Here is a 14,176-nt window from a genome sequence, read left to right as displayed (position 1 = left end):
CGTCGGCTGGTGGTGTCGCACGCGTTCCACTCGGAGTTGATGGACCCGATGTTGGACGAGTTCCGGGCGGTGGCCGAGGGGTTGTCGTATGCGGCCCCGTCCATTCCGGTGGTGTCGAACGTGACGGGTGAACTGGTGGATGCGCCGGTGTCGGCGGATTATTGGGTTCGGCATGTGCGCGAGGCGGTGCGCTTCGCGGACGGGGTGGCATTCCTGCGGTCGCGCGGGGTCTCCCGGTTTGTCGAACTCGGCCCGGACGGCGTGTTGTCGGCGATGGTGCGCGGGTGTGTCGCGGACGACGATGTCGTCGTGGTCCCCGCGCTGCGCAAGGGTCGTCCCGAGGCGGAGTCGTTGGTGTCCGCGCTGGCCGAGTTGCACGTGAACGGGGTCTTCGTCGACTGGAACGCGTTCTTCGCCGGCCACGGCGCCCGCCGCGTCGCACTGCCGACCTACGCCTTCCAGCGGGAGCGCTACTGGTTGGACGCCCCGACCGGGGGCGACCCGGCGTCCATGGGCCTGGGTTCGCCCGAACACCCGCTCCTGGGCGCGATGGTGCCCCTGCCCGAGTCCGACGGCGTCGCGTTCACGGCTCGGCTGTCGGCCCGCACCCACGCCTGGGTGGCCGATCATCGGATGCAGGGTCGCGTCGTGCTCTCCACTTCGGCTCTGGTGGACCTGGCGATTCGCGCAGGCGACGAGGTCGGCTGCGGCATCCTGGCGGAGCTGGCCCCGGACACGCCGCTGATCCTCCCCGAGGACGGCTCCGTACACCTGCACCTGGTGGTCGGTCGCGCCGACGAGAGCGAACGACGCGCGTTCACCGTCTACTCGCGCCCCGACACCGACCCGGACGCCCCCTGGGCACGGCACGCGACCGGCCTGCTGGACCGAGGGACACCGCAGGCCGCCGGCGCGACCGATCCGGACCCGTGGCCGCCCGTGGGGGCGTCGGTGATCGACGTGGGCGAGGTATACGCGGAGTTGGCCGATCGCGGCCTTGGCCTCGGGCCGACCCATCGGGGCCTGCGTGCGGCGTGGCGGCGCGGCGACGAGGTGTTCGCCGAGGTCGCGTTGCCCGAGTCGGTGCAGGCCGAGGCCGGTCGGTACGGGCTGCATCCCGCACTCCTGGACGCCGTGCTGCACGTCGGCCTGGTCGCGTTCGGCGAGGAGGCACCACTGGCTGCCGCCGCCTGGAGCGGAGTGCACCTGCACGCGGCCGGATCCGCGGTCCTGCGCGTGCGGTCGACGCCCGGCGCCGGCGGCGACATGACCGTGACCATGGCGGACGAGGCCGGTCGGCCGGTGGCGACCGTGGCGTCGCTTCGTTGGGAGCCGGTCTCGCCGGCCGCGCTCGAAGTCGACGCGGGCGGGTCCCGGGAGGGGCTGTTCCAGCTGACCTGGACGCCGCTCGGCGACCACGCGGGCCATCCCGTGCCGCAGGACCTCCCGGAGCTGTTCGCCGTGATACCGGAGCGGATGCCGGATCAGGTGCTGCTCACCTGCCCCGTGCTCACCGGCGACGATCCGATGGCGGACGCTCGTACGGTCCTTGGCGAGGTGCTGCGGTCGGTGCAACTCTGGTCGGCCGAGGACAGGTTCGCCGCCGCGCGACTTGTGGTCGTCACCGAGGGCGTCTCCACCGGCGCCGACCTTAGGCACGCGCCGGTGTGGGGGCTGGTACGGGCGGCGGAGGCGGAGAATCCCGGCCGGTTCGTGCTGATCGATCTGGACGGCTCGGCCGAGTCGCGGCGTGCGCTGCCCGCGGCGGTGGCGTCGGGCGAACCGGAGTTGGCGATCCGCGCGGGCGAGCCGTTCGCGCCCCGGTTGGCCCGGGTGCCGCTCGCGGACCCGGCGGATGACGCGCCGACCTGGGATGGCGAGGGGACGGTCCTGGTCACCGCCGACGATCGGGCGCTCGGCATGCTGGTGGCCCGGCATCTGACGACGCAACGAGGGGCCCGTCACGTGGTGTTGGCCCTGGAACCCGGGGCGGCCGGTCCCGACGTGCCCGAGCCCGACCCCCGGGTGCACGTCGTCGAGTGTGCCCTGACCGACTTCGACGCCCTGTCCGCGCTGACGGCCGCCATCCCCGCCGACCATCCGCTGACCGCAGTGGTGCACACCGCGGGCTCGGCGGAGGACGGGATGGTCGCCACGTCGGCCGCCGATCGGTTCGCCGAGGCCCTGCGTTCGCGCGCCGACGTCGCATGGCATCTGCACCGCCTGACCCGCGACCTCGACCTGGCCGCGTTCGTACTGTTCTCCTCGGCCGTCGGCATGCTGTTCCCGGCCGGCCAGGCCGCCGACGCGGCGGCGAACGCGGCGCTGGACGCGCTGGCCGCGCACCGGCGGGCCCTGGGGCTGCCGGCGGTGTCGGTGGCCTTCGGGCCGTGGGCGGCTCGCGACCGGGCGGCCGAAGTCGACCGGGCGCGGCTGCGCCGGCACGGACTCGACTCGCTGTCCGTACCCGAGGGGCTGGCCCGCCTCGACGAGGCGCTGTCCTGCGCCGTGCCATCGGTGGTCGCGGCCCGACTGGACACCGGTGTGGTGCGCTCGCAGGGCCGGGTGGAGGGCATCCCGGTGTTGTTGCGCGGCCTGGTCCGCGGACCGATGCGGCAACTCGTGCGCGCCGACGGGGAATCGGTCGCCGCCGCGTTCGAGCGGCGGGTGGCCGCACTGTTCGGCGAGGAACGAGAGCGGATGCTCCTGGATCTGGTGCGCACGCACGTCGCCGCCGTCCTGGGGCACGGTTCGGCCGAGGCGATCGAGCCCGAACGGGCCTTCCAGGAAATGGGGTTCGACTCGCTCGCGGCGGTGGAGCTGCGCAACCGCCTCGGGGTGGTCGCCGGCCGTCGGCTCTCCACCACGCTGGCCTTCGACCACCCGACCTCGCGGGCCGTCGCCGACTACCTGGACGGGCTGATCAGTCCCGCCGCCGCGGCCGAGAGCGGACCGCTGCTCGCCGAGCTCGACCGCCTGGAGGCGGCGCTGGCCCACGCCGGGGCCGGAGCCGGGGCCCACCCCCGGGTCACCGCGCGCCTGGACGCCCTGGTGCGCAAGTGGCACGCCGCGCACGACGCCGCCGCGCTGGCGGAGTCGGACCCCGGACCGGAACCGGATTTCCACGCCGCCACGGACGACGAGTTGTTCGACGCCCTGGACGACGAACTCGGTGGTCTCTGAGGCATCGGCCGAGAAGATATCCGGGCACCCGCTCACGGCGAGCGGGTGCCCGTCGTCGCTTCGGCAGCGGATTCCGCGGCTGTTGACACGCTCTCCGCATCTGCGTATAACATAAACACAAGCGTCTATGGCGTATACAGTTGGCCGATAGACCCGATAGATCATGTGGAGAACGAACATGACCAGTCCCTCGGATGGGTCGCAGTCGACCCATATCAACGCACCCTTAATGAGTTCGTCGCGCAGATGGCTGGCGCTCTCCGTCCTGTGTGTCGCCGCGCTCGTCATCAGCGTCGACCTCACCGTCCTCCAGCTCGCCATCCCGTCCCTGACCAAGGAACTGGACCCGACCCCGACCGGCAGTCAGATCCTGTGGATCGCCGACATCTACGGTCTGGCGATGGCCGGTCTGCTGATCACCATGGGTGTCGTGGGGGACCGGATCGGGCGCAAGAAGCTGCTCGTGCTCGGTTCGGTCGGCTTCGCCGGCGCGTCCGCCCTGATTGCCTGGGCGCCGGACGCCAACTGGCTGATCGCCGGTCGCGCGCTGCTCGGTGTCGCGGGCGCCACGATCTACCCGACCACGCTGTCGATCATCCGGAGCATGTTCGCCGACCCGAAGGAACGGACCATCGCGGTCGGCATCTGGACCGGCATGGTCAGTGGCGGCACCGCGCTCGGGCCGATCATCGGCGGTCCGCTCCTGGACAACTTCTGGTGGGGATCGGTCTTCCTGATCAACCTGCCGCTGATGGGGATCGTCTTCCTCGGCGGTCTGCTCCTGGTGCCGGAATCGCGCAATCCGCAACCCGGCCGGCTCGACGTACCGAGCGTGGTGCTCTCGGCGATGGGCATCCTCGGCATCGTCTACGCGATCCAGGAGTCGGTGCGCGACGGCCTCGACGAGCCGCGCATCCTGATCGCGGGGGCCCTCGGCCTGATCGCGCTCGCCCTGTTCATCTGGCGGCAGACGCAGATCGAGCACCCGATCATCGAGGTGTCGCTCTTCCGCAACCGGGCCTTCTCGGGGGCGTTCACCGCGAATACCTTCACCATGTTCGCGTCCGTCGGGTCGCTCCTCCTGGTGAGCCAGTACCTGCAGTTCGTGCACGACTGGTCGCCGATGAAGGCGGCCCTGGCGCTGCTGCCACCGGCCGTGATGGGCATGTTCGCAGCGCCGTTCGTCGGCCTGTTGATCCCCCGCCTCGGTCAGGGGCGGGTGGTGGCCCTCGGCCTGGGCCTGCTGGCGCTGGCGATGTTCCTGTACCAGATGACCGACGTCGACGCGGGCTACTCCGCGTTGCTGATCCCGACCCTGGTCCACGGCGTGGCGGCGGCCTGCATCTTCGCCTGCACGGTGGAGATCATCATCAACAGCGCGCCCAAGGAGAAATCGGGCATCGCCTCGGGTATCGCCACCACCGGCGGTGAACTCGGCGCGGCGATGGGCATGGCCGTCATCGGCACCATCCTGAACGCCGGCTACCGGCACGCGGTCGACCTCCCGAGCGGCCTGAGCGGCAAGGAGGCGTCCACCGCCGGAGACTCGGTGGGCGGAGCGATCGAGGTGGCCGCCAACCAGCCGCCCGCGATCGCCGCCGACCTCGTGTCGAGCGGCAAGGACGCGTTCATGGACGGCATGCACTACGCGCTGTTGACCAACGGCATCATCCTGAGCGTGATCTGCGTCTTCACGCTGATCACCCTGCGGGGTCTGCCCCGGGTCTTCGCGCACGGCGACGAGGAAACGGCTGTGGGTGCGTCCGAAGCAAGTGGTACCGCGGCTCACGCTTAGGAGTGCTGTGGCCGGCGGGCCGCCGACGGGTGAGGCCATCGGCGGCTCGGCCGATTCGGAATCCGACAGCGCACAGGCGCGGATCGAGAAAGGGTCAATGTTGTGATGGTGGGTAGGTTGGTTCGTTTCGACGAGGCCCGCGGATACGGTTTCATCACGCCTCACGCCGGCGGCAGCGATGTTTTCATGCACGCCAACGAGTTCCTCTCCGACAAGCAGTTCCTGAAGCCGGGGACGCTGGTCGAATTCGACACCGCCACCGGTGATCGCGGGCTGCGTGCCATTGCCGTGCGCACCGTCGAGGGCCCGGCGCCGGGCGCCGGCAAACCCGCCCCCACGCTGGAGAAGTCGACGGCCCGGACCCGATTCGGCCCGACCGAGCACGCGGGTACGGAACGTACCGTCACCACGTTCGAGTTCATGCACGAGGTGACCGAGGCGATCATCGAAGGGGCTCCCACCACCACAGGCCAACAAATCGCGCAGATCCGCGAGTGCCTCGGCGAAGTCGCCCGAAACCATGGCTGGGTGCTCACCTGAGACCGCCGCGGTAACCGCGGATCGTGTTCCGGATTAAGGGCCGGAAGGCCGAATGTAGGGGTCGCACGCCGTGTCCTCGAACAGGCATCCGGCGATAGGAAGGGACCTGGCCGACACTTCCTTCCGACAATGCGCGTCGGGTGGGTGGCGGTTTCACCGGGACAGTTTTCGAAACAGTCGGCGGAGGCCCCAAAATGCAACGTGTACTGGACAAAGTCGTGGCGATCACCGGCGCGGCCCGCGGGCTCGGACGCAGTCACGCCGTGCGATTGGCCGAGGAGGGCGCCGACATCATCGCGCTGGACGTCTGCGCGGACGCCGCGACCGCTCGGTACGCGGGGGCGACCGTCTCCGATCTGGACGAGACGGTCCGCCTGATCGAGAAGGCCGGCCGCCGTGCGGTGGCCAAGCGCGCCGACGTACGCGACCGCGAGGCGCTGCGGACGGCGCTCGACGAGGGCGTGGCCGAGCTCGGCCGCCTGGACGTGGTGATCCCCAACGCCGGCATCAGCCCGCTCGGCGTGGACCTGCCGATCGCGGCCTTCACCGAGACCCTCGACGTCAACCTCCTGGGCGCGCTCAACACCGTGCACGCGGCGCTGCCGCACCTGGGCGAGGGCGCGTCGATCATCCTGATGGGTTCGGTGTCGGGGCTGATGCCCCGCTACGACGGGAACGCCGGTGTCGGTCCCGGCGCCGCGGGCTACAGCTTCTCCAAGCGGATCCTGGCCGAATACGCCGAGTGGCTCTCGGTGCAACTGGCGCCCTCGGGGCGTCGGGTGAACGTGGTGCACCCGACCAACGTGGCGACCGAGCTGATCCAGAACGAGGCCGCCTACCGCACGTTCCGGCCGGACCTGGAGGCCCCCACCCTGGCCGACGTCGAGGCGGTGATGCGGCCCATGCACGGCATGCCGATCGCCTACCTGGAACCGGTCGACATCTCGCACGCGGTCGTCTACTTCGCCTCGGACGAATCCCGGTACGTCACCGGCGCGCAGCTCAAGATCGACGGCGGCCTGATCGCCAAGCTCGGTGCCGGGTTCGATCCGCGGGGCTGAGCCTCGATCCGCCGGGGGCGTGCACACGGTTGACGAACCGTACGCACGCCCCATCGGCATGTACGCGCGGGCACGGCCGACACACAAAAATGATCCCGGGGTCGCAGGCCCGTCGCAGTGCTTCGGGCCCGCCGACCCCGAGATCATTTCGGTCGAATCACTTCCCGAGCACGACCGGCAGCCGCTCGAAGCCGTGCAGGCCGATCGCGGTGCGGAACTCCGGCGTCCCAGCGACCTCGATGGTGGGGAACCGGCGGAGCAGCGCGGGGAAGATCACCTGGGCCTCCATTCGCGAGAGGTTGGCGCCCAGGCAGTAGTGCGCGCCGCCGCCGAAGCTGACGTGTGCGCCGTCGGCGCGGGTCAGGTCCAGGCGGTCGGGATCGGGGAACTGCTCGGGGTCGCGGTTGGCCCCGGCCGTCATCAGGAACAGCATCTTGCCGGGCGGGATCTGCAGGCCGCCCAGCTCGATCGGCTCCGCGGTGAGCCGGATGGTGCCGGAGATCGGCGTGCCGTGGCGCAGCAGTTCCTCGACCGCGCTCGGGGTGATGTCCGGGTTCTCCCGCCACAGCCGCAGCTGATCCGGGTTCTCCAACAGCGTGTACAGGCCCATGCTGATCAGGTTGGTGGTGGTCTCGAACCCGGAGATGAACAAGAACGTGGCCAGCGCCATCAGATCCTCGTCGTCCAGCCGCCCGGCCTCGTGCTGGTCGACCAGCGCCGAGATCAGGTCGTCCCGTCGCCGAGAGCGCCGCTCGCGGATCAACTCGTCAAAGTAGCCGCGCAGTTCGGTCACCGAGGCGTCCGCCTGGGCGAGGTCCTCGTCGCTGTAGTTGCCGCCGCCCCACACGCGCGTCCAGTCGTTGGCGAGCTTGTAGAAGAGCATGCCCTGGTTGGCCGGAACGCCGAGCATCTCGGAGATCACCGCGACCGGGAACGGACTCGACACGACCTCGACCAGGTCGACCGCGCTGCCGCCGCTCGCGTGCTCGGCCAGGTCGTCGAGATACCGGTCGGCCAGCTGCTCGATCGATTCGCGCATCGCCCTGATGGCGTTGGGGGTGAAGATCGCGGCGGCCACCTCGCGCATGGCGGTGTGCTCCGGAGCGTCCAGATTGACCAGGGCGCGCAGGAACAGCCGCAGCGATTCGTGTTCCTGCCAGTCCTGCCGCTGCATCGCCGCGGCGCGGACGCCGTTGCGCATGCCGCCCATCTTCGCGGCCGCGGCCACCTCCTTGTACCCGGTCACGGCGTAGGCGCCGCCCAGGGTGGTGCTCTCGAATACCCGCGCGACCCGTCGAATGGTGTCGTAGAGCGGATACGGATCGGGGATCATCGGCGGTGTGGCCAGTCGCTGGATCGCGGCTTCCGCCTCCTGCACGGTGATATCCAAAGTCATCGCGAACTCCCATCTGGGCGGGAAGATTCTCCGCCGGGAACAGTCCCACGGAGCGAGTTCAGTGCCGCTGCGGGCCGGGAAGGTGATCCCGTGTGCCGGGGCAATGGGATGTGCCGCTCGCGCCGGCGAAATCGACATATGCGCGAATAGTGGTCGAGCCTCGGAGGCGGCGGATTCCTCGCGAAACGCTATGACACGACGCGAGCCGCCCGTACCCCTAGCCGCCCCTAAATCGGATTCGGGAACTCTCTTGGTACACAAGCACGTTCACGTGTCGTGCCGGATCATCATCCGGCTGGTTTGTCCGGTAACGTGAGGCCCGCGGTCGCCTCCGCAGGGCGGTCGGCGTCTCGTCGATCCCGTTCGGGATTGCAATTTCGAATGGACTTCACTACCCGCTGTAGTTGTGAAAGAGCGGAGAAAGCCTAAATCTTATGTTCATGAGGATGACTATCGCTCCAGGCGCCTGTGGGTCGCTCGGGGATTGCGGTGGGGAGATGTGCGGATCTCCGCCGTAACCCTGTTGCATAACGAGGCATATGATTAGGCTGCGCGCCATAGTTGGGTCGATCGAGTGCTGGGAGTGGAGATGGCAGCGGGATCGGACGGCGGACCACGGGGACGAGCACGGAGTGTCGAGATGTTGTGGGGGGGCGAGCGGGAGCGGCCCAGCCGCGGTCCCAAGCCCGGGCTGTCCACCGCGCGGATCGTCGAGGTCGCCATCGAGGTCGCCGACCGCGAGGGGCTGTCCGCCGTCTCCATGCAGCGGATCGCCAGCGAGTTCGGCTTCACCACCATGTCGCTGTACCGGTACCTGCCGGGCAAGGCGCAGCTGATCGACTTCATGATCGACGGGGCGATCGACGTGTCGCCGAGCCTGGACGACGTCGCCGACGACTGGCGGCCGAAGCTGGAGGAGTGGGCCAGAAGGCTGCGCGGCGTCTACCACAGACACCCGTGGATGTTCGAACTCGCCGCGCCCGGTCCGATGGGTCCCAACCAGTTGAGCTGGCTGGAAGCCGCGGTCGACTCGTTGTCCGGGACCGGGCTCACCGGCGCGGAGAAGCTGGACGCCGTGTTCGCCCTGACCGGCCTGATCCGAAGCTGGATCTACCGCTCGGTCAGCAAGGAGGAGGAGCAGCAGCCGATCACCTCCGACATGGCCGAGCAGTGGGGCTCGGACGTGGGGGAGTTGGTGCGCACGCACCGTGACCGCTACCCGGCGCTGCTCGCGGCGATGTCCTCGGGGGCGTTCGAGCCCGCCGAGGGGGACGGCGAGGAGTTCGGCCTGCGCTGTGTGCTCGACGGCATCGGGGTGCTGATCAAGGAGCGAGCCGCCGCCGCCCGGGCCAACGCCTGAACCCTGGACCGGGATCCGCCGGACAGGGCCTCCTGGTGCCGGGCGCGGCACTACTGGGACCCGACCCCGACCCGCGCCGCGCCGGCGGCCAGTTCGGCGAGTCTGCGCCGGTCCACCTTGCGGTTGGGGTTGAGCGGGAACGCGTCGAGATGGTGATAGTGCTTGGGGATCAGGCCGCTGGGCAGGGTGGTGCGCAGGTGCCGGGCGAGGACCGCGGGCGGGGTGGGGGCTCCGGTGTAGTACACGACGAGCTCCAGGCCGGACTCGCTCGGCCTGGTCACGGTGGCCGCGTCGACCACCCCCGGGCAGGTCCGGACGGCGTTGTCGACCTCGGCGAGTTCCACCCGCCACCCCTGGACCTGGACCTGGGCGTCCAGCCGACCGAGATAGGCGAGCTCCCCGTTGGCCAGCCGGCGGACCCGATCGCCGGTGCGATACCAGGTACGCCCGTCGCGGCAAAGGAAGCGCCCCGGGTCGTCGGCCGGATCCAGGTAGCCGGCCGTCGCCTGGGGGCCGGCGATGCACAACTCGCCTTCCGTGTCCCGAGGTTCGCCGTCCTCGCCGAGCAGCAGGTGGTCGTGCCGCTCGTGCACCGCGCCGATCGGCACGATGCCGTTGACGCTCAACCGCGGTGACACCTCGGGCGACCAGCGGTGGCCGGTGATGGTGATGGTCAGCTCGGTCGGGCCGTACAGGTTCTCCACCGCCGAACCCGGGGCGGCGGCCTGCCAGTCCGCGGTGTCGGCGCACAGCAGCGCCTCGCCCGCGAAGAAGCTCCAGCGCAACGACGGCAGCGCGCCGGGGGCGAGACCGCCCAGGCGGCGGACCATGGCGATGCCGCTGGGGGTGGAGAACCAGACGGTCATCCTCCGCTCGGCCACGAACGCGGGCAGGTCCAGGTATGCCTGCGCGGGCACGGCGTGCACGCTCGCGCCTGCGCCCCACGCGCAGAACAGGTCGAACGCGGCACAGTCGAAGTTCAGCTCGGTGGCCTGGGAGAACACATCCTCGGCGGTGAAGTCGTAGCGCCGGTCCATCAGTTCGAAGTAGTGATGCAGGTTGCCATGGGTGATCGGCACGCCCTTGGGGCGACCGGTGGAGCCGGACGTGAACAGCGTGTACGCGACATCGGACGGGTCGGCCCACACCGGTTCGTCCAGCGCATCGCGCGTGTGCAGCGCGATCCGGCGCGACCGCCCGTCGTCGGTGCGGGCCGGCGCGAGCACGGGCAGGTCCGACTCGGCCCGGGCCAACGCGGCAAGGCCGGCGCCGTCGGCGATCACCGCGTCGGCGCCGGACGCCGCGAGCATGTGCCGGGTGCGGCTCGCCGGAAAGTCCGGATGCAGCGGTACCACCGTGGCCCCGCTGTACAGCGCGGCCAGGATCCCCACATAACTCTCGAAGCCCTTGTTCGCCAAGACGGCCACCGCTCTCGGTGGCTTCGTCGCGCCGGCCGTCAGCGCCCCCGCCCACCGCAGCGCCTCCGCGTGGGCGCGTGCGTACCCGACGGCCTCGGCGCCGACCCGGAACGCGGTCCCCTCAGGGGCGATGGCGAGCCCGCGCAGGAAGCGCGCGTGCAGTGCGTGCGCAGGTGCTTCGGACATGGTCTCTCCCAGGAAAGAGGGGTCGTTACGGGTTGGGGCGCCTTCGCGGGCCGACCTACGTTGTCGGCGAGGAAGACACCGGGACAACAGTCCTCGAAACGTGGAGGTTCACCATGTGGGACGACCAGTTCGAAGCGATCGTGCGACGGTACGTACCGTTCCTCGGGCCCGACGAGCGGCTCGGCGGCGGCTCGGAACTACGCGACCTCGGCCTCGACTCGATGAGCACCGTCGAGCTGTTGGCCGCTTTGGAACAGGCGTACGGCGCCCGGTTCGTGGACGACGCGCTGAACATGGAGAACTTCGCCACCCCCGACGCGTTGTGGGCGACGTTGTCCAGAATGATCACGTCTGCCGCGTGAGCCGGTGCTACGCGGCGGTGAGCCGGCGCCGGGGGCGCATCGCGGTCTGCGGCTTCAGCGGGACGACCTCGAAGCTTCGGGTCGTGCACGGCACCCGGCCCCACAGGCTGTCCGGCCCGGCCACGTAGGCCCTGACCACCCCGGCCCGGCGCAGCGTGGCCACCGCGGTCGGCCAGTGGACCGCGCGGACGATGCCGTCCAGGAGCAGCGTGCGGATCTGCTCGCCGGTACGCAGCACGCTTCCGTCGTGGTCCGAGACCACCGGTAGCTTCGGGTCGCGAAAGCGCAGGTCCGCGAAGACGGTGTCCTCGATGTGCCGACGCAGCGGGCCGAACAGGCGCGAGTGCATCGGCGGACGCATGGTGGACAACGGCAGGCCGCCCACTGCGCGTACCCGCTCGTTCAGTTGCTCCAGGCCGGCCTCGCGCACCGAGACCATGTGGAATTCCTCGTCGATGTGGCAGGCGATCTCGTGCCACTCGCCTCGTTCGTCCAACTCGCCCAGCACCTGGGCCAGCCGGTCGGCGGGGGTCCGGGCGAACGACTGGGTGACCACGTCGCCGTGCTCTCGGGCGAAGTACGCGTCCAGCGCGTGCCCCCACCGGGCGGTCAGCGACACGGCGTCGGCGAAGTCCAGCGACCTCGAGTACACCGCCGCAGGTGTCCCGCCGAAGCTGGCACCCAGGATCACGTCCGGCCGCATGTCCAGCGCGTCCTCGGCCCAGTACGCCGGTGCCAGGCAGTTGACCAGGAACGCCACGCGCGCGAACTCCGAGTAATCGCCCGGTGCTTCGCGATATCGATCGACCAGCGAGTAGCCGAGCCGGTCGTCCGCCTCGGCCACCAGGGCGCGGGCGGCGGGATTGATCAGCATGAACTTCGCCACGTCGTCGAAGCGGCAGGGGCTGATGCCGGGAAACACGACCGCGGAACCGGCTTCGAGCTGAGATCCCATGTGTCTGTTTTCCAATCCATTCCGGAATTCGAGTCAGCTGGATACGGTGTCTCGACAAGTGTGTGCGCCCCGGAGATATCGCTGTACCCCTAACTGCCCCTAACCTCCCGGAGTTCGCGTCCGGCAATCTTGCGAGGGTCGCCCGACCGTGTTAGGAAATGGGCTGGGAAGCCCTAGTCCGCGCGGCGCGAGCCGTCGGGAAGGAATGCGTGTGATTTCGAACGGGCGACGCGCGGCCCGCGCGCGCGAATCGGTGGACAACCTTTATTGGTTCATGCTCGCGGCGGCGAATTCGGCTCCCGATACGCCGGCTTTCGTGACCCGTGACGGCGAAGGCGGGGTACGGACGCTCTCCTATGGGGAGTTGCGGAACCGGGTCGACGAATTCGCCGCGGCACTGGCGGAACCGGGCCTGGACGTGGGCGACCGGGTGGTGCTCGAAGCGAACGTCACACCGGATGCCGTGGCGATGCTCCTGGCCTGCTCCCTGCTCGGCCTGCCGTTCATCCCGGTCAGTCCCGAGACGCCGAGCGGACGGCTGCGGTCGATCCTGGATACCGCCGAACCCGCGCTCTACGCGCAGGCCGAGGGTGGCGGCCGTGCGGACTTGCCGGCGGCGGTGGGCACCGCGCGGTTCGGCGCCGGCGGGCTGCGGGTGGAGCGGGCGCCCCGTGCGCGCGTGCGACACCGGCGCGAGATCGTCGGCACCGATACCGCGTACATCATCTTCACCTCGGGTACCACCGGTCGCCCCAAGGGCGTGGTGATGAGCCACCGCTCGGTCGTCTCGCTCTACCGCGCCATCCTGGAACAGGGCCTGATCACCCCCGAGGACCGGATCGCCACCACCTCGCCGCTGCAATTCGACTTCGCCCTGTTCGACATCGGCCTGGCCCTGGGCACCGGCGCGGCCCTGGTGCCCGTACCGCGCGAGGAACTGAACTGGCCGCGGCGCTTTTTGGCCTTCCTCGGCGACACCGGCGCCACCCAGGTGCACGGCGTCCCCTCGATCTGGCGCCCCGTGCTGCGGCACGAGCCCGAACTGCTCGCCGGCCTCGACCGGGTGCGCGGCATCCTGTTCACGGGCGAGGACTTCCCGCTGCCGGAACTGCGGCACCTGCAGGGGCTGCTGCCGCACGCGCGGATCGTCAACGGATACGGCGCCACCGAGTCGATGGCCTGCTCGTTCACCGAGGTGCCGCAGCCGATCCCGGACGACCTGGAGCGGCTGTCCATCGGCTTCCCGCTCCCCGGGTTCGACGTGAGCCTGCTCGACGAGGACGGGCGACCGGTCGAGCGGAGCGGCGTCGCCGGGCAGATCCATCTGCGCGCGCCCTCGATGTTCAGCGGCTACTGGGACGACCCGGAGGCCACCGCGCGCGTGCTGGTGCCCGATCCGCTCGACCCGCGCTCGGGACGCACGGTGCTGCGCAGCGGCGACCTCGCCTATCGCGGTGAAAGCGGAGAACTGTACTTCGCCGGCCGCGTCGACGCCCAGGTCCAGATCCGCGGGAACCGCGTCGAACCGGGCGAGGTGGAGCGTCGGTTGCTGGAATTCCCCGGCATCTCGGCCGCGGTCGCGCTGCTCGTGCCGCGTCCGGGAAACGACCCGGTGCTGCACGCGTTCGTGGTCGCCGAACCCGGCGGCGCGGCCTTCGACAAGGCGAAGGTGCGCGCGTTCTGTGCGGATACGCTGCCCGGCTACATGATTCCGACGAATATCGTCGCGGTCGACGATATTCCGCTGACCGTAAATGGAAAAGTGGATCGCGCCAGTCTCGCCACCCGGGTGGCCGGCCCGTCCTGAGCGGCGGTTCTCGCGATCGCCCGAATTCCCCGGTTTTGTTGGAACGACCTGCGGGACGAGCCTGACCCGGGCAGACCGGATCGGCCGCCGTCAGAATAGGTGTGGAGTGCGCG

At 70.1% G+C, this 14,176-nt stretch carries 10 protein-coding genes; 7 read left to right on the top strand and 3 right to left on the bottom strand.

The genetic code is table 11. The features are described 5' to 3' along the window. From ACFZBU_RS26945 to ACFZBU_RS26930, 4 genes are all read left to right on the top strand, one after another. On the top strand, positions 1–3,183 hold a 3,183-nt coding region (locus tag ACFZBU_RS26945; protein WP_391586236.1), incomplete at its 5' end, for a KR domain-containing protein. Positions 3,184–3,412: 229 nt separating this feature from the next. After that, on the top strand, positions 3,413–4,978 hold the full coding sequence (locus ACFZBU_RS26940) for an MFS transporter (RefSeq protein ID WP_391586235.1): 1,566 nt from the start codon (positions 3,413–3,415) through the stop codon (positions 4,976–4,978). A 105-nt stretch (positions 4,979–5,083) separates the two neighbouring features. Beyond that, positions 5,084–5,518 carry a cold shock domain-containing protein gene (locus ACFZBU_RS26935; RefSeq protein ID WP_391586234.1) on the top strand — a complete coding sequence of 145 codons (435 nt, stop codon included), beginning with the start codon at positions 5,084–5,086 and terminating at the stop codon, positions 5,516–5,518. A 194-nt stretch (positions 5,519–5,712) separates the two neighbouring features. Further along, the gene (locus ACFZBU_RS26930) at positions 5,713–6,579 is read left to right on the top strand and encodes a mycofactocin-coupled SDR family oxidoreductase (RefSeq protein WP_391586233.1); all 867 of its coding nucleotides are present in this window, start codon (positions 5,713–5,715) and stop codon (positions 6,577–6,579) included. A 157-nt stretch (positions 6,580–6,736) separates the two neighbouring features. On the opposite strand, the gene ACFZBU_RS26925 is transcribed toward ACFZBU_RS26930, so the two are convergent. Then, complete coding sequence (locus ACFZBU_RS26925; protein ID WP_391586232.1) at positions 6,737–7,975, bottom strand: cytochrome P450; 1,239 nt, start codon at positions 7,973–7,975, stop codon at positions 6,737–6,739. A 640-nt stretch (positions 7,976–8,615) separates the two neighbouring features. Between ACFZBU_RS26925 and ACFZBU_RS26920 the strand changes: the two genes are divergently transcribed. After that, positions 8,616–9,335, top strand: coding sequence for a TetR/AcrR family transcriptional regulator (locus ACFZBU_RS26920; RefSeq protein WP_391586231.1), 720 nt, complete (start codon positions 8,616–8,618; stop codon positions 9,333–9,335). A gap of 50 nt (positions 9,336–9,385) precedes the next feature. Here ACFZBU_RS26920 and ACFZBU_RS26915 read toward each other — a convergent pair whose 3' ends face one another. After that, on the bottom strand, positions 9,386–10,939 hold the full coding sequence (locus ACFZBU_RS26915; RefSeq protein WP_391586230.1) for an AMP-binding protein: 1,554 nt from the start codon (positions 10,937–10,939) through the stop codon (positions 9,386–9,388). A 113-nt stretch (positions 10,940–11,052) separates the two neighbouring features. Between ACFZBU_RS26915 and ACFZBU_RS26910 the strand changes: the two genes are divergently transcribed. After that, complete coding sequence (locus ACFZBU_RS26910) at positions 11,053–11,301, top strand: acyl carrier protein (RefSeq protein WP_391586229.1); 249 nt, start codon at positions 11,053–11,055, stop codon at positions 11,299–11,301. Between the two features lie 7 nt (positions 11,302–11,308). On the opposite strand, the gene ACFZBU_RS26905 is transcribed toward ACFZBU_RS26910, so the two are convergent. Continuing rightward, positions 11,309–12,256: an ACP S-malonyltransferase gene (locus tag ACFZBU_RS26905; protein ID WP_391586228.1), complete on the bottom strand. Its 948-nt coding sequence runs from the start codon at positions 12,254–12,256 to the stop codon at positions 11,309–11,311. Between the two features lie 205 nt (positions 12,257–12,461). Between ACFZBU_RS26905 and ACFZBU_RS26900 the strand changes: the two genes are divergently transcribed. Next, entirely contained in the window at positions 12,462–14,063 is a 1,602-nt protein-coding gene (locus ACFZBU_RS26900) for an AMP-binding protein (RefSeq protein ID WP_391586251.1), read from the top strand. Positions 14,064–14,176: the final 113 nt, after the last annotated feature.

It is taken from the genome of Embleya sp. NPDC008237 (genome assembly GCF_042956465.1).
Lineage (GTDB): Bacteria > Actinomycetota > Actinomycetes > Streptomycetales > Streptomycetaceae > Embleya.
This window is presented reverse-complemented; position numbering and strand designations above follow the sequence as displayed.